The following is a 15,461-nucleotide window of genomic DNA, read 5'->3' as shown; positions in this document are numbered from 1 at the left end:
GAGCTAGATCACGCGCCGCGATTTCAACCTCGGTGGCCGAGGAATCCGAGATATCCGGAGCCGCGTCGTCTCGCGGCTCCTACCTTCCCTGACATGCCGAGGTTACGCGTCTGGTTACAGTTCGGGCCGTTTCACGGGCTCGCTGGCCGCTCCGGCGATTACTTGTGCCGGTTACCGACGCGTGTTTTCGTTCCCGCTTTTTTCCTTTTGGATGAGCAACGCCATGAATGACTTCAACGTCTCCATCACGACCGCAACCCGGCGCCGCAAGCTCCGCGACGGCAAAGTCGCTCTCTATCCGCAATACTACTGTGAGTATCGCGAGCCGCTTACGCAGAAGCGCCGCCGCCGTGCGTTCAACCGTAAGAAGGACGCCGAGGCGTTCCGGAACTCGCTGCTGCTCAAGGTCGCGGAGGGCGGCTACATGGATGAGCGCAAGGCCCCAACCGTTGCACAGGCCATCGAGCACTGGCTCCAGACCAAGGAGGGCAACGTCAAGTCATCGACGCTGAAGGGCTACAAGGTGGTGGTGTATGGTGCAATCCGGGGACCGCTGCTCATCGGCACCAGGCAGGAACGTGCTGACTTCACTGAGACTGGCAATCCACCGAAGAATGCTCGCTTCATCAAATTGCTTGGACATATCAAGCTATCGGAACTGACAACTGCCATGATCCGCGTGTGGCACAGGACTGTCACCGAGCAGTGTGGCAGCTACACCGCAAATCGGGCCAAGTCGCACCTAAAGTCCATCCTGGCGCTGGCCGAGGAAGACTATTCCATCCGTGCGCCTTCGATGCCGACCGGGCTGGCGCGGGCGCGGCACAAAATCAAAAAGACGATCCTGGCCACCGAGCATATCGCCAAGCTGATTACGGCGGCGAAGAGCGACCTGGAGCAAGGCATCTACTACGCCTTCGCCTTCCTCGCCGGCACCAGGCCCTCCGAGCAGCTGGGTCTGTTGTGGAGCGAGGTGGACTTCGACCGCAACGTCATCCGCGTCCGGCGCATCCAGGAGCGGGACGGCTCGCTCACCGAAATGACCAAGACGGAGGCCGGTACCCGCGAGATCCCCATGAGCGCCGTGCTGCGCGAGATGCTGCTGGCTTGGCGGGTTCGCTGCCCCAGGTTGGGCAAGGAGCTGCACCGCGTGTTCCCTGGCCCCGGCCGGCTACAGGAATGGCCGAAGCCCCGTATCGGTGGTGGCGGTCCACTGCTCTATCAGAATTTTCGGCAGCGTTATTGGGCACCGGTGTTCGCCGCGCTCGGACTTCCATATGTGACGCCGCACTCTGCGCGCCATTCGTTCATTTCGATGCTTCAGGCTCAGGGCATCGAGATCGGCCTCGTGGCTCAGATCGCTGGCCACGCGAACCCGACGGTCACGCTCGGTCACTACACCCAGGCCGTCCGTGACGGAAGCGCAGCGATCGCTGCGCTGGACCGGGCCTACAGCGGCTAGCCTATGCCGGCACCGGCCACGCCGCGCCACGGGGACCGTACGCTCAGCGCTGTGGGTACGGCAGCCGGCCAGCCGGGCTGCACCGCCGCTGGCGGTGCACGGCTGCGGTGCAGGCCTGCAACATGGAAATCGTCGCTAACATGATGATATCTTTGATATAATTGCGCCTGAGCTCTCGCCATGGTTTACTGTCCTGTTGGACAGTAGGGAGAGATCGATGCACATCCTGATCAGGAACAAGCGAACCGGCAATGAGGAATGGATGCCGCTCGAAGCCGCTGCGGAAGTGATGGAACTCGACGCAACCGAGATCGAATGGGCGCTGGAAGAGTTTGGGGAGTGTGAGTCGGTCGATCACATCGCCATCGAGCCAGAATAAGCCGCCACCACCTCACAGCTGCGCCTTCCCAATGCGGCGGTCGACTCTCGATCGCCGCATTTTCGTATGTGTGCTTCGTTTCCGGGGCGCGCGCCTCGACCCTCCCCCTTCAAACGAGAGGTAACAGAATGCCAAAGGGACCCGTTTGGCCCTCGAAAATATCTGGAGCGCATACCCAGTACGCGCGACACCCAACTACTCTACCCTGTAGTCAACCGAATTCGGCGACACGCGCGTAACTCTCAGCGTTCTGCCTTCGACCTTGACGCTTTGACCCTTTCCCGAGCGCGATCTGGATCGGCTGCGCCGCAGTTGCATATTGGGATGAGCCACGCGGCGGAATGTATTGGAAGGAGGTCGATGCCGCGGTCGCTGAGACAGGAGTTCCACCGATCGTGCCGTTCACGTTGGTGTTGGTGGTGTTGCGCAGAATGAGTGGCGTTTCGCTCATCGTGGTTGCATTGCTCTCGACGCTCACGTCCGACCGTTCAAACACTGCTTGACCGCGGCGCGTGCCGAGATATCTGACCGTGGTGTGCCCCGCATCGGTGGTGCGGCCGAATAGGTCGGCCTTGCCGACGATGTTGGGAAGAGAACGTCTGGACTGGAAGTTCATCACGAAATCGCCGGGACCGGCAGACCGGATTTGAACGCTAACAGGCGTGAGCAGCGAGGTTTTGGTCTCAACCGGCGTACAGGCGGCGAGCGCCAGCGTGGATAGGAGAAATGTAGCGCTCGTAAGACGCTTTTTCGGTATGTTCATGGCTATCTATCCGTTTGAAATTACAAAGTTATTCGAAAAATAACGAGGAAAATCTGCTGTCAATTATCCGACAGCGATGCGGTTCGATCCGAGATATTCGCCTTTGATGAAACTCGCGTCCCACCGGCCGCAGGCCTCAATCGCCGCGACAGCCAAGCGCGCTCGGCTGTCTGGGTGGACAAGCAGGAAGAACACCACATGCGCTGTGGTGAACGTCCAGATCGCGGCGCCGGAAGCCACGGACCGGAGGCGGTCGGTGCATGAGGCGATGAAAGCGCGCCGCTCGATCCTGGGAAAATGCTGGTAGATCAGCAGCGACTTTTCGGAAGCGTAGAATGTGGCCAGTTCGTCCAGGAAGACGTACTTGCTTGAATTCTTCCGCCCTTTGGCGAGCGCTGTTTCTAAGCCATTGTCGGGATCGAAGAACACTAGGTCAGCATCGTGAAATTCGAACGCGCATCTGTCCATAAATGCCCGGCGACCGGCAGCGTTGTCGGGGAGTAACTCATTGAAATACGTGGCACTCGCGACAGCGCTGCTACCCTCAATGGCCTGCAGCCGGCGACGGTCTGGCTCCGATGCGGTATGGGCGAGAACGTCGAATAGCACTGGGTCATGATCGCGGTGCTGTTCGGGCTTGTTGAGGTAAATGAGCTTGTTGCCGTCCGAACTGCCATCCGAAGGCGTCAGCATCCAGCAGACGCCGACCCGTTAACGCCGCCGGCTGACAGCGCCCGTAGCAACGCATACTTCCGATAGTCGCTGATGTCCCCGACGTATTGTTCTTTCACGCCGACCCCGAATCCCTCAGTTTAGTGAAGAATGACATAATACCCGATTTTGGGGTACTCTGATTTAGGGTTTTATTGGACAGCCAGTTTCGAATTGGCGCTCCTCTTGACCTCAATCCGTTATGATCTCTATCGCCGAATGATCGAGCTTCTTGTAGAGGCGCGAAAGGAAGCTGGCATAACCCAAATCGAACTGGGGAAACGCCTTGGTGTCCGTCAGACTTTTGTATCGAAATTTGAGCTGGGCGAGCGGCGGCTCGACGTGGCAGAATACATTGAGGTGTGTCGAGCCATAGGCACGGACCCGTACCAAATCATGCGGGCGGCCGACGTGCGTTGAAACCGCATGAGATGGTTATGACACGGCTCACGGCGGAAGCAGCGTTAAAGAGCGAACGAGGCGCACCGGATTGTATATACCGGCTGAAGCGCAAAAACGCCAAGGCCACTTACTGACCTTGGCGTTTCAAACTTTTGATGGTTTACGCCGATTGGTTAATCAGCGGACTGAGAGATGGGCTCATCGCCTTCTAGTTCCCATTCATCCGTAACATCCATAATAGGCTCGTCATCAAGACTTTTTGCTTCTTCAACCAACCGACGGGCATCGGCGTTTGCACCGTTAGCCCGACGATGCGTCACACTCCACAAGACGAGCTCGTCATCAATCTGGGTCAGTTCTTCACGCCATGCCGCACAGGCACGCTGATCAACACCCTTCGTTTCGACAAGCGCCCGCCCGTCATCTCCCTCGACACTTCTTAGATTGTCGAAAGCTTCGGTCAATGCCGTGATCGCATTAGCCATGGCGCTTACTGCGTTGTGGTAGCGGTCGGTCGGCGTATCCCCAGGTCTGCGTGCCCGCGCTTTCCCGGCAGGCGGGAATTCTCCCCGCAAGTAGATGTCATTGACCATCTGGTCGCCGGCATCGCCCTGCACCTTGATTGAACCGTCTTCAGCGACCGCCCGAATATGGCGACCTTCGGCAAAATCTCTCAAGGCTTGACCGAGCTGGTGGACGCCCTGAACGTTCTGTCGCATAGCGTCAAGGACTTCACCCGGCGTCCGCCGATCGGGCTGATCATTGTTAGCCGAGCCTCGGTCGGCATTAAGCCTGCCCGAAACAACAAGGGGATAGGCCGCGCGGACTGCAAGTTCGAGAGAAGCTGGGCCCCTCTCGTCAACCGATCCATTGGCGATCGATTGATGGACTTCGGACAGCGCCGCTCTGACCAAGGTGTCAGTGTCACGGGAAGTGCTCTGCCAAACCTGGCTATGAACCGATTTTCCAAAAGCGAACCGGAGATAACGGCGCACCTGGTCTGCTTTTGAAGGGTCACCCGCGACCGCTCGAAGCACAAGCGCCGTGGCAAGGTCGTTCAGAAGCTTTGTGCCAATCCGCTTCCGCGTGGACTGGCTCGTAACGGCGACACGAATGGCAGTGCGGAAGCGCTGATCCGGATTCGTCAGCAAACCAACAATTTCGGCTGCCCGAATCGCTGGATCATCCGAGAGGTGGGCAGCGCGTGCCTCCGCCCTTGTGCAAGAGCCGGCGTAGTAGGCATGCTGAATGCTGGTAATCAAACTCCGACGATGCAATTCATCGAGAACTTCATCGGCAAGAGATTCATTTTCTGGACCTTCCCCCCAAGGGGTCGGGGGGTCGACATGGCGAAGCGCGACAATCGACTTGACCGCTGTCGGAAACCCTGTGGTCCCTGAGTGATAGGGCACAAATCCAACCAAGATCAAAGCCGGAATGCGTTCGCACCTCAGCGTGTCGAGGGTCTGTTTGTCAGCTCCGCGCTCATACTCTTCGTTCAGTTTGCGGATGTGACCCCGAAACTTCGTATCCTGGTCATCGTATGGCACGTCGGACGATCGAATGCCGAGTATCTCATGCGTGGCCGTTACGCGGGACGACCCGTCCACGGTAGTGAGCGTCGTAACCGGTTCTATGCCGTCATCATGGTTATATGTCATCGCGACCAGATAGACGGATTCCATGACGCCCTGGGAAGCAATCGAATCCTTCCAGTTGTTGTTTGCGAGCACATATCCTGCCGCCTGCTGAGAAGCCCAATGCAGATGCTCGCGGCTCTCAATTTGGACCGCCAGCTCAGCGACCTCGGCACCTACACCTGATGGGGTGCGGGGCTCTGGCACGGGTCGAAACTTTGAATCCTCAGCACCCTTCCCAGGTTCAACTGCGAAGGGGTGCCGACGAGACGGGAGCGTGCGTGGGTTGCGGGCATCCGGCATGATCCGGCGAGCCCACACCGCAGTTCGGATGCCAAGCAGGGTTCCGCCAGGCACGGCAATGGATTCAACAGTCGGGTCCGCAGTATCATTGATGGACTTTCGTACCGCAGCCGGATCCACAACAGCGTTAGAGATAGCTGTTGCCGCCGCTGCGGACAGGCCGAATGCCTCTTGCAGTTTTTCTGCGAGGGTTTGGCGGGCCTTTGCGTGCGCATACTCAGGAAGTTTTTCCGCAGGACGCGGAAGAACGGTATATTCTTTTGTGCTAGTGATGTTCATTTCAATGGTCCTTGGCTAGGCGATCGAGACTGAACTCGTCAAAAACCCGATCGCAACACGAGGTTGACGATCCGAGGTGCCAAGGACTCTAGGTCCGTGCGCATCCTCCTTCCGTTTACCAGGACAATCCCGGCGTCACCGAAGGCGGCAACAAGACTGAAACGTCTTCCCAAGGCGTACGAAACGTATCGGGCCAATGCCTGAGTTGTTTCGCGTAACCGCCCTCCAACGCGATTGAAGGAGGTGGACGACGCGCATTCCTGCGTCGCGGTGTTCGGGAGATAGCGCAGATTTGAACTATTATCAATCCCCAGCGTGCCCTTGCGCGACGTTCGGATTTTACTCCGCGTCGAATCCGCAAACTGATAACCGCGAAACTAGTAACCGCACGGTGACCACGACGTTCCGCAGACTTGAAGTCGCCGCGATCTCTGACCGGCCCAAAAACGAAAAAGCCGCGGAGTTCCGCGGCTTTTCGATGCTTGATTTCCTTGGAGGAAACTGGAGCGGGTGAAGCGATTCGAACGCTCGACCCCAACCTTGGCAAGGTTGTGCTCTACCCCTGAGCTACACCCGCTCACACGGCCCTTTGGCCGCAAGCCGGGCCTATATGGCTGAAGAGCGCGGCGATTGCAACAGGGAAATGACGGGCTTTTTGGTCGCGCCAAATCGCTTGGCGGAACCTTGTCGGCCACGCGGGTGGTTCATCGACTTCCCGCATGACGGTCTTGTCTCGGCGGCATCATTGGCCGTAAACGGCTTTGCCGCGCGCCGATACAGGGGAAGACCACCAATGCCGAAGACCGAAGCCGAGCTTTTCGCCTTTCTTGCCGATCTCGGCATATCAGTGTCGACCGTGCGCCATCCGCCGCTCTATACGGTGGCCGATTCGCAGTCGCTGCGCGGCGAGATACCGGGCGGGCACACGAAAAATCTGTTTCTCAAGGACAAGAAGGACAATTTCTTCCTGGTCAGCGTCGGCGAGGAGGCGGTCGTCGACCTGAAGCAGATCCACACGATGATCGGCGCCGCCGGCCGGGTGTCGTTCGGCAAGCCGGAGATGCTGATGGAGCTGCTCGGTGTCATTCCGGGCGCGGTCACCGTGTTCGGGCTGATCAACGACACCGAAAGACGGGTCAAAGTGGTGCTCGACCAGGATTTGATAGCACATGCGACAGTCAACGCGCATCCGCTGACCAATGAGGCGACGACGTCGATCGCGTCCGCCGACCTCATCAGATTCGTCGAGGCAACCGGACATGATGCTGCTATCTTGAAAGTCTCGGCTTGATCGCCACATGGATGGCGAAAACTGACCTCTAGTTAAGGACGTCGCGCTGCTCCGCTGGGCGCGATCGGAAGGGCGACGACATGAGCGACAACAACAATCCGTTTGGCGGCCAATTCGGCGGCAATTCTGGCCAGTACACCACGTCCGTGCAATATGGCGGCGCCGAGCCGGCCAAGTCGGCACTTGGCCCGACACCCGGCGCAGCACCTGCCGCTGGCGAGCTGATCAAGGACACCACGACCGCCACTTTCGCCGCCGACGTCATCCAGGAATCGCGCAAACAGCCGGTACTGGTCGATTTCTGGGCGCCGTGGTGCGGGCCCTGCAAGCAGCTCACGCCGCTTCTGGAAAAGGCGGTCAAGGCCGCCGGCGGCAAGGTCAAGCTGGTCAAAATGAACATTGACGATCATCCCTCGATCGCCGGCCAGCTCGGCATCCAATCGATCCCGGCGGTCATCGCCTTCAAGGACGGCCAGCCTGTCGACGGCTTCATGGGCGCCATCCCCGAGAGCCAGATCGCCGAGTTCATCACCAAGGTCGGCGGCAAGGGCAATGGTGCGCCGCCGGTGGCCGAAGCACTGGCCGCGGCGGCGGAAGCGCATGCGGCGGGCGATGCGCAGACCGCAGCCGACATTTACGACGCCATCCTGGCGCAGGCGCCGGAGACGATCGAGGCGATTGCCGGGCTGGGCGAGCTTCTGTTCGAGGCCGGCGACAGCGACGGCGCCGAGGCGCTGCTGGCAACGGCGCCGGAGGCCAAGAAGAATGCGCCGGCACTTGCCGCGCTGCGTGCCAAGATGACGCTGGCTGCGGAAGCGGCAGCACTTGGCAATCCAGCTGAATTCGAGCAGCGACTGGCCGCCAATCCCGGCGACCACCAGGCGCGTTTCGACCTCGCCATGATCCAGAACGCCAAGGGCGAGCGCCATGCGGCGGCCGACAATCTTCTGGCGATTATAAAAGCCGACCGGACGTGGAACGAGGACGGCGCCAGGGCGCAGCTGCTGAAACTGTTCGAGTCCTGGGGCATGACCGACGAGGCGACGCTGGCGGCACGGCGCAAATTGTCGTCGCTGCTGTTTTCCTGAGCCGTTTGCCGGCCAAATTGCCGGGGCGTGGCTGTCGGGCCTTGCGGTCGGCGGCCGCCGCGCCAGATTAGGCCGATAACATCGCGCCCGAAGCGGGTCGGAGGAGTGAAGGTGCAGGTCGGAAACGCATTTTACCGGGTCGGCAAGGATCTGCCGGCAACCATTCCGGTGTTTCCGCTTGCCGGCGCGCTGCTGCTGCCGGGCGGGCGCATGCCGCTCAACATTTTCGAGCCGCGCTATCTGCAGATGGTGGATGAGGCGATCGCCGGCGCGCGGCTGATCGGCATCGTCCAGCCCAGCCTCAATGGCGCGTTGCGCGCCGACGGCGAGCCGGAACTGTGCAATGTCGGCTGCGCCGGGCGCATCATCTCGATGGCCGAGAGCGGCGACGGCCGATATCTGATTTCGCTGCAGGGCGTCTGCCGTTTCCGCATCACCAGCGAATTGCCGGTGAAGACGCCGTTCCGGCAATGCAAGCTGGCGCCGTTCCTCACCGATCTCGCCGAAGACCAGGCGGCAAGCGAGATCGACCGGCCGGCGCTGTTGAAAGCGTTTCGCGCCTATCTGCAGGCCAACGATCTCGAAGCCGATTGGGAAAGCGTCAGCCGCGCCGAGAATACCATGCTGGTCAATGCGCTGTCGATGATGTCGCCCTACGGACCGGCCGAGAAACAGGCGCTGCTGGAGGCGCCCGACCTGAAAGCCCGCGCGGAGACGCTGATCGCGATCACCGAAATGGCGCTGGCGCGCGAGAATGAGGACTTTGGTTCCAGCCTGCAATAAGGGCTGAGCCGATGGCTGAAGGGGGATCCAATGGCTGCGGATGGGCGTGACGGCAAGTCGGTCAATGTCGATCCAAAATTGCTGGAGCTGCTGGCCTGCCCGCTGACCAAGGGGCCGCTGGCCTGGGACCCGGTGCGCGGCGAGTTGATCTCGCGGGCTGCCAAGCTCGCTTATCCCGTGCGCGACGGCATCCCGATCATGCTGCCCTCGGAGGCGCGGACTATTTCGGCGGAAGACGTGCTGTCGCCGCCGCGATTGGGTGGGCCGGGCTGAAGGGCCAGGGGTGGTTCAAACGGACCTCAGCCTAAGAAGCCATTCTGTTGGCGATCCTTCGCGCCCCCCTCTGCCCTTGCCGGCATTAATGTCATGGGCTCCCGACCGCCCTGCACTTGCCTACTGAAAATTCCGCCCCTTGGGCATGACCCTTTCAGCTTTGTCCGAGAGGGTGGCAATGTCGGGCCGGGCAGCCGGCGTCATCTCTTCCAGCAGCACCGTCAGCCACGGCGTCAAATCCTCGATCTTCTCGGCGACGATGTGGATGACGTCGGATTCCGACTGCAGCTTGCCGGTGACCTTGACGAAGCGCGCGCCCATGACGATGGGCCGGAAACGGGTAAAGGTCCGCTCCCAGAAAATGACGTTGGCGACGGCCTTGTCGTCTTCCAGCGTCAGGAAGATCGCATTGCCCTTGCCGGGCCGCTGCCGCACCAGCACCAGGCCGGCGACCGAGACCCGCCTGCCGTCGCGCACCGAGCCGAGATTGGCATTGGGAATGACGCCGGCGCGGTCGAGCCGCTCGCGCAGGAAGGCGACCGGATGCGCCTTCAGCGACAGGCCGAGCGCGCGGTAGTCGTGGATGACGTGCTCGCCGAGCGGCATTGTCGGCAGTTTTGTCTCGGGCTCGAGTTCGCGCAGCCGGATCGCCGGCTGGTCGAACAGCGGCAGCCGTTCGGCGGCGCTCTTGCCATCCAGCGCGCGTACCGCCCACAAGGCTTCACGACGGTCGAGGCCGAGCGAGCGGAAGGCGTCAGCCTGCGCCAGTCTTTCGATTTCGCCGACATCGAGGCCCGAGCGCAGCCAGACATCCCTGACGCTTGTATAGCCGGCGCCGCGCCGCGCGGTGAAAGCTTCCATACGCTTCTCGGCCAAGCCCTTGATCTGACGGAAGCCAAGCCGGACGGCGCACCGGGTCTTGATGACACCGCGCATTTCGGCATGGCGCGCAAGGATGCGGCCCGGATCGAATTGGGCTTTCTCCAGGGTGCAGTCCCAGTCGGAAAAATTGACGTCGACGTCGCGGATATCGACGCCATGGTCGCGCGCGTCGCGCACCAGCTGGGCCGGCTGGTAAAACCCCATCGGCTGCGAATTCAGGATCGCGGCGCAGAACACGTCGGGATAAAAGGTCTTGAACCAGCAGGAGGCATAGACGAGCAAAGCGAAGGAGGCGGCGTGGCTTTCGGGAAAGCCGTATTCGCCGAAGCCTTCGATCTGCTTGAAGCAGCGCTCGGCGAAGTCCTTGGTGTATCCCTTGCCGACCATGCCGTCGATCATGCGCTGGCGGTAATTGCCGATGGTGCCGGTGCGCTTGAAGGTGGCCATGGCGCGGCGTAGTTCGTCCGCCTCGCCCGGCCTGAAGCCGCCGGCGACGATGGCGATCTTCATCGCCTGTTCCTGGAACAACGGCACGCCCAGCGTCTTGCCCAGGATTTCTTCCAGTTCCGGCTTGGGGTACTCAGGCATTTCCTTTTTCTGCCGGCGGCGCAGATAGGGATGCACCATATCACCCTGGATCGGACCGGGCCGCACGATCGCCACCTCGATGACCAGGTCGTAGAATTCGCGCGGGCGTAGACGCGGCAGCATAGACATCTGCGCGCGCGATTCGATCTGGAAGACGCCGAGCGTGTCGGCGCGGCAGATCATGTCGTACACGTCGTTCTCTTCCGGCGGCAGGGTGGCCAGCACATAGGGTCGGCCGTAATCATCCCGGGCCTTCGGATAATAGTCGGTGAGCAAGGTGAAGGCGCGTTTGAGGCAGGTCAGCATGCCGAGCGCCAGAATATCCACCTTCAGGATCTTCACCGAGTCGAGATCGTCCTTATCCCACTCGACCATCTTGCGCGCCTCCATCGCCGTCTTGACGATGGGGACGATCTCGTCGAGCCGGTCGCGGGTAATGACGAAGCCGCCGACATGCTGCGACAGGTGCCGGGGAAAGCCCATGATCTCGTTGGCGTGGGCGATCACGCGACGGGTCGAGGTCTCGTTGCGGTCGAGGCCGCCGGCATGCGCCTCCTTCTCGCCGAGCTCCGAGGTCGACCAGCCCCAGATCGAACTGGAGAGCGCACTGCGGACATCGTCCGACAGGCCCATGGCCTTGGCCACCTCGCGCAGCGCCGAGCGGCCGCGATAGCTGATGACGGCGGCAGCCAGCGCGGTGCGCTTGGCGCTGTATTTGGAGTAGATGTACTGGATCACCTCCTCACGCCGCTCATGCTCGAAATCGACGTCGATGTCGGGCGGCTCGTTGCGCTCCTCGGAAATGAAGCGCTCGAACAACGTGTCGATGCGCTCGGGGCCGACCTCGGTGATGCCGATGCAGTAGCAGACGATCGAGTTGGCGGCCGAGCCTCTGCCCTGGCACAGAATGCCCTCATTGCGGGCGAACTGGACGATGTCGTAAACGGTCAGGAAATAGCGCGCATAATTCAGACGCTCGATCAGAGCGAGCTCCTCACTGATGCGCTGCAAGACGGAAGCGGGGACGCCCGCCGGATAGCGCGTGGCGGCCCCCTCCCTGGCCAGACGCTCTAGCTCGGCCTGCGGCCCAAGCCCTGATTGCGTCGGCTCGTCGGGATAATTGTACTGGAGGTCGCTGAGCGAGAAGGTCAGTTCGCCGGCAAAGCGCAGCGTCTCGGCCAGCGCCCGTGGATGGCGGCGGAAGAGACGGGCCATTTCCAGCGGCGGCTTCAGATGGCGCTCGGCGTTGGCCGTCAATTCCAGCCCGACCTCGGCGACCGGCAAATTGAGGCGGATGGCGGTGAGCACATCTTGCAGCGAGCGGCGCTCGGCGCTGTGATAAAGCACGTCGTTGGTCGCCATCAGCGGCACGCCGGCGATGTCCGCCATGCCCGCCGCCTGCTCGATGCGGAAACGGTCATTGCCGCGATAATCCGGCGCCATGCCTAGCCGCAAATTAGCGCCGAAACGGTCTTTCAGTTGACGGACCAATGCCAGGGGATCGTCGGCATTCGCCGAGAGATCCGGCAGCACCGCCAGCGACAGCAGGTCGCCCCATTCGAGCAGGTCGCTGCGCTGGAGAAGGGTCGCGCCCTTCTCGTTTTCATCGCGCAAATTGGCTTGCGTCAGCATGCGGCAGAGATGGCCCCAGCCCTTGCGGTTCTGCGGATAGGCGAGAATGTCCGGCGTGCCGTCGCCGAACACCAGGCGGCAACCGGGGTGATAGGCGAGCTTCTCGACCTTGGCCTGCTGCCAGGCGCGCACGACGCCGGCCACCGTGTTGCGGTCTGCCAGTCCGATCGAGGAAAAGCCGAGGAATTTGGCCGCCACCACCAGCTCCTCCGGCTTGGAGGCGCCGCGCAGGAAGGAGAAGTTCGACTGGATGCCGAATTCCGCATAGGGGATGACGGTCAGCGCGTTCATGCGAAGACCCCATGCATGAACCAGCGCGGCGGCACCTGCGGGTTGCCATAGAGGCCTTGCCGGTAGAGCCAGTAGCGGCGGCCGTCGGCATCCTCGATCCGGAAATAGTCACGCGTCGATGTGAGCGGATCGCTTGACGTTTCACGCCACCATTCCGGCGCGATGCGTTCCGGCCCCTCGGCGCGCGCGACCCGGTAGAGCGCGCGGCGCCAGCGGAAATTCATCGGCGGACCCTCAGGCATTTCGGTGGCCGGCACCTCGATCGGCTCGGGCGAACGGAACAGCCGGATCGGCCGTTCCGGCGGGAAGATGGTTGCGCGCGGCGCGTCTTTCGAGCCCGGCTTCCTGAGCGGTGTTTTGCGTTGTGGCGCTTCCGAGAACGGGATGGTGGCGATGGCGCGCTCCGGCAGATGGCTCTCGAGGGCGACCGGTTTCAGCACCGCACTGTCGCCGAGCCTGGCGCGGATGCGGTCGGCAAAGAGTGCCATGTCGGCGCCGTCATCCTCGGTCTCGCCGGTCAAATCGGCCTGCTGCATGTCGAAGCCGGCGGCCGCCAGCACCGAAAGCCGCACCAGGTCGAAGCCGTAGCCGGCATCGATGTCCTGTTCGAGCGCGGCCAGCCGCTCATGGAACAGGCGCTGGATAAGCTTGGGTTCGCGCAACGGTCGCGAGGTACCGACAGCGATGCGGCTGACGGCGCCGTCGACGCGAAACAAAAGCAGCGCCAGCATCCTTGCGCCCTCGCCGCGGCGTTCGAGATCGGCCTTCAGCGTCACCGCCAGCAAGAGCACCAGCCGTTCGATCTCGGCGGTCAGCACGACCGGCTCGGCCAGGTGGCGTTCGACCGAAAGCGGGGCCACGGGCAGGCGCGGCGATACCGCCTCGTCGAGGCGACCGAGCGCCTGGTCAAGACGCAACAGCAAGGTCGCGCCGAAGCGACGGGCGAGCGGCGCGCGCGGCGCTGCCATGACCGCGCCGGCGGTCCGCAGGCCGACGCTTTCCAAGCTGGCGCGGATATCGGCCTCCATGCGCAGTGCCGCCAGCGGCAAGGGGGCGAGCAGCGCTTCCTCCTCGCCGGAGACAACGATGCGGTTGCCGCAGAAGCGCGCCGCCGCCCAGGCTGCACCCGGCGTCGCGGCCAACCCGGCGCGGACATCGAAACCCTGCTGGAAAAACCGCGCAAGGATGTCGTCCAGCATGGCGCGCTCGCCGCCGAACAGATGCGTGCAGCCGGTGACGTCGAGATAAAGGCCATCAGTACCGTCGAGCGCCACCAGCGGCGTATAGCGATCGCACCAGTCGGCGAGGCCTTCGAGCAGCCGGCGATCGGCGTCCGGATCGGCCTCGACGATGTCGATCGAGGGATGCATGGCGCGCGCATCGGCAATGCCCATGCCAGGCTTCAGATGCAGCGCCTCAGCCCGCTCGTCGAGGGCCGATATGCGCTGGGCGTTGCGGTCGCGATGGCTGATCACGAGCGGTGGGTGAGATGGCGGCAGATGATCCGAAGGCCGGGAACGCCACGACCGTCCCAGGCGCTGGCGCAGGATCCGTTCTGCCGCCAGATGCGGGAACCACAGCGACAGAATTCTCTGCCCGTTTTTCGCGGGGCTTTCTTTCTTCGAATGCGTGTTCATCGGGGTTCCACTCCAGTGTGAATTGTCCAGGCAGAGCGGTGCGGCTCTTGCCGATGCTGACGGTGAAGGCAGGGTGGCCGATCGACCCGGCAAGCGGCCCGGCGATCGTCCGGCGCGATGTCGCTGGTGCAGCCGACACGATGAGGCGCACCGGGGCGGCGGTCGGCTCGGCTTCGCCGGCCTGGCGCAGCAGGAATACCGGCCGGCCGGCGTTTTGGGCGCGCGCGTGCAGCCGGCGCGTCGCGGTGAGGTCGAGCCGCTGCGGGCTGCCACGGATTTCGAGGATGATTGCGGCGAGCGCCGTCATCTTGGCGGCCTCCTCGGCTACCCACAGCGCATCGGTGAGTTTCGGCGCCTCGGAAAACAGCAACTGCTCCGGTGCGATACCGAACATGCCCTGCAATCCCCTGGCATAGGGAAAGCCGGCCTCGCGAAAAATCTCCGACGTGCCGATCCACAGCACGGGCAAGGGCTGGCCCTTGAGGATCAGGCTGACAAGCGACAGCACAAAGCCTGCGACGGCCCCGGCATTGCGGGTCTCAAGGCCATGGATTTCGCTCAAGGCGGCTTTCGGAAGGCCGCCGCTGAGGGCCGCATCGAGGCGTTCGATGCCGGTGGCCAGGAAAGCATCCGGCAAAGCTGCGGCAAGCCCGCGCCGGATGATGGTAACATCGGAATCGGGTTCAGGCGCGGCGTGGAGACAGCCCTCAGCACGCGCACGAGGTCGCTCGCCGGCCGGCACGGCCAGGCGCTCGGGCAGCGTTCCCTCGATCTTCGCGATCTGGCGGCGCAGGGCAAAAACAGTCTCCCGCGCCACGGCTGATGTCGCCATGACGGTCAATTTCTCTCATAATTGTTCCTGTTATGTTCCTATAGATTCCAGAGGGTGCCGAAAGAGTCAAGCGGAGTCAGAAGGAATTTATTCCTTGATCAAAGGTGGCGAGGCCAACCTTGGACTTTGGTCGCAGCCATTCGGCGCAAAGAAACAGTCATCGGCCAGGTACCCGTCCATTTGCCGAGTCCGGAGGGAAAGCCTATATGCCGGGATCAAAGGACAAAG

General features: G+C 62.2%; 13 protein-coding genes and 1 tRNA gene. 7 read left to right on the top strand and 7 right to left on the bottom strand.

The features are described from left to right. Positions 1-223 precede the first annotated feature (223 nt). Entirely contained in the window at positions 224-1,462 is a 1,239-nt protein-coding gene (locus tag NKJ58_RS02100) for a tyrosine-type recombinase/integrase (RefSeq protein ID WP_352538712.1), read from the top strand. A 217-nt stretch (positions 1,463-1,679) separates the two neighbouring features. Next, positions 1,680-1,841, top strand: coding sequence for a hypothetical protein (locus tag NKJ58_RS02095; protein WP_352538711.1), 162 nt, complete (start codon positions 1,680-1,682; stop codon positions 1,839-1,841). Positions 1,842-2,052: 211 nt separating this feature from the next. On the opposite strand, the gene NKJ58_RS02090 is transcribed toward NKJ58_RS02095, so the two are convergent. Together NKJ58_RS02090 and NKJ58_RS02085 are read right to left on the bottom strand one after the other, a co-directional pair. Continuing rightward, positions 2,053-2,604: a hypothetical protein gene (locus NKJ58_RS02090; RefSeq protein ID WP_352538710.1), complete on the bottom strand. Its 552-nt coding sequence runs from the start codon at positions 2,602-2,604 to the stop codon at positions 2,053-2,055. Positions 2,605-2,667: 63 nt separating this feature from the next. Further along, the gene (locus NKJ58_RS02085; protein ID WP_352538709.1) at positions 2,668-3,297 is read right to left on the bottom strand and encodes a hypothetical protein; all 630 of its coding nucleotides are present in this window, start codon (positions 3,295-3,297) and stop codon (positions 2,668-2,670) included. A 237-nt stretch (positions 3,298-3,534) separates the two neighbouring features. Here NKJ58_RS02085 and NKJ58_RS02080 point away from each other — a divergent pair, with 237 nt between their 5' ends. Continuing rightward, complete coding sequence (locus NKJ58_RS02080) at positions 3,535-3,735, top strand: helix-turn-helix domain-containing protein (RefSeq protein WP_352852744.1); 201 nt, start codon at positions 3,535-3,537, stop codon at positions 3,733-3,735. Between the two features lie 155 nt (positions 3,736-3,890). Here NKJ58_RS02080 and NKJ58_RS02075 read toward each other — a convergent pair whose 3' ends face one another. Further along, a complete protein-coding gene (locus NKJ58_RS02075; protein WP_352538707.1) occupies positions 3,891-5,936 on the bottom strand; it encodes a hypothetical protein in 2,046 nt (681 codons plus the stop codon). Positions 5,937-6,438: 502 nt separating this feature from the next. Next, positions 6,439-6,513 (bottom strand) — tRNA-Gly (locus NKJ58_RS02070). 216 nt (positions 6,514-6,729) lie between these two features. Here NKJ58_RS02070 and NKJ58_RS02065 point away from each other — a divergent pair. The 4 genes from NKJ58_RS02065 to NKJ58_RS02050 all read left to right on the top strand — a co-directional run bounded on the left by NKJ58_RS02065 (position 6,730) and on the right by NKJ58_RS02050 (position 9,371). Beyond that, positions 6,730-7,227, top strand: coding sequence for a prolyl-tRNA synthetase associated domain-containing protein (locus tag NKJ58_RS02065; protein ID WP_023672125.1), 498 nt, complete (start codon positions 6,730-6,732; stop codon positions 7,225-7,227). Positions 7,228-7,307: 80 nt separating this feature from the next. Then, the gene (gene trxA, locus NKJ58_RS02060) at positions 7,308-8,315 is read left to right on the top strand and encodes a thioredoxin (protein WP_352519405.1); all 1,008 of its coding nucleotides are present in this window, start codon (positions 7,308-7,310) and stop codon (positions 8,313-8,315) included. A 111-nt stretch (positions 8,316-8,426) separates the two neighbouring features. Next, positions 8,427-9,098 (top strand): LON peptidase substrate-binding domain-containing protein, encoded by a 672-nt coding sequence (locus NKJ58_RS02055; RefSeq protein WP_023816101.1) that lies wholly within the window; start codon positions 8,427-8,429, stop codon positions 9,096-9,098. 30 nt (positions 9,099-9,128) lie between these two features. Further along, on the top strand, positions 9,129-9,371 hold the full coding sequence (locus NKJ58_RS02050) for a Trm112 family protein (RefSeq protein WP_023816100.1): 243 nt from the start codon (positions 9,129-9,131) through the stop codon (positions 9,369-9,371). Positions 9,372-9,491: 120 nt separating this feature from the next. On the opposite strand, the gene NKJ58_RS02045 is transcribed toward NKJ58_RS02050, so the two are convergent. Genes NKJ58_RS02045 through NKJ58_RS02035 form a run of 3 tightly spaced genes read right to left on the bottom strand, consistent with a single transcriptional unit; the run spans position 9,492 to position 15,233 of the window. Further along, the gene (locus tag NKJ58_RS02045; protein ID WP_352519404.1) at positions 9,492-12,764 is read right to left on the bottom strand and encodes an error-prone DNA polymerase; all 3,273 of its coding nucleotides are present in this window, start codon (positions 12,762-12,764) and stop codon (positions 9,492-9,494) included. Further along, on the bottom strand, positions 12,761-14,239 hold the full coding sequence (locus tag NKJ58_RS02040) for a DUF6504 family protein (protein WP_352519403.1): 1,479 nt from the start codon (positions 14,237-14,239) through the stop codon (positions 12,761-12,763). Before NKJ58_RS02040 ends, NKJ58_RS02045 begins: the two co-directional genes overlap by 4 nt. After that, positions 14,181-15,233, bottom strand: a complete 1,053-nt coding sequence (locus tag NKJ58_RS02035) for an ImuA family protein (protein ID WP_352519402.1) — start codon at positions 15,231-15,233, stop codon at positions 14,181-14,183. Before NKJ58_RS02035 ends, NKJ58_RS02040 begins: the two co-directional genes overlap by 59 nt. Positions 15,234-15,461 lie beyond the last annotated feature (228 nt).

The organism is Mesorhizobium sp. M0139, assembly GCF_040322455.1.
Classification (GTDB): domain Bacteria; phylum Pseudomonadota; class Alphaproteobacteria; order Rhizobiales; family Rhizobiaceae; genus Mesorhizobium.
Note: the sequence above shows the minus strand (reverse complement) of the source record. Positions and strands in the feature narration are given on the sequence as shown.

Excerpts from the sequence above, each read along its gene's own strand:
- NKJ58_RS02100 (WP_352538712.1), top strand. The coding sequence starts at position 224 with ATGAATGACTTCAACGTCTCCATCACGACCGCAACCCGGCGCCGCAAG.
- NKJ58_RS02095 (WP_352538711.1), top strand. The coding sequence starts at position 1,680 with ATGCACATCCTGATCAGGAACAAGCGAACCGGCAATGAGGAATGGATG.
- NKJ58_RS02090 (WP_352538710.1), bottom strand. The coding sequence starts at position 2,604 with ATGAACATACCGAAAAAGCGTCTTACGAGCGCTACATTTCTCCTATCC.
- NKJ58_RS02085 (WP_352538709.1), bottom strand. The coding sequence starts at position 3,297 with ATGCTGACGCCTTCGGATGGCAGTTCGGACGGCAACAAGCTCATTTAC.
- NKJ58_RS02080 (WP_352852744.1), top strand. The coding sequence starts at position 3,535 with ATGATCGAGCTTCTTGTAGAGGCGCGAAAGGAAGCTGGCATAACCCAA.
- NKJ58_RS02075 (WP_352538707.1), bottom strand. The coding sequence starts at position 5,936 with ATGAACATCACTAGCACAAAAGAATATACCGTTCTTCCGCGTCCTGCG.
- NKJ58_RS02065 (WP_023672125.1), top strand. The coding sequence starts at position 6,730 with ATGCCGAAGACCGAAGCCGAGCTTTTCGCCTTTCTTGCCGATCTCGGC.
- trxA (WP_352519405.1), top strand. The coding sequence starts at position 7,308 with ATGAGCGACAACAACAATCCGTTTGGCGGCCAATTCGGCGGCAATTCT.
- NKJ58_RS02050 (WP_023816100.1), top strand. The coding sequence starts at position 9,129 with ATGGCTGCGGATGGGCGTGACGGCAAGTCGGTCAATGTCGATCCAAAA.
- NKJ58_RS02045 (WP_352519404.1), bottom strand. The coding sequence starts at position 12,764 with ATGAACGCGCTGACCGTCATCCCCTATGCGGAATTCGGCATCCAGTCG.
- NKJ58_RS02035 (WP_352519402.1), bottom strand. The coding sequence starts at position 15,233 with ATGGCGACATCAGCCGTGGCGCGGGAGACTGTTTTTGCCCTGCGCCGC.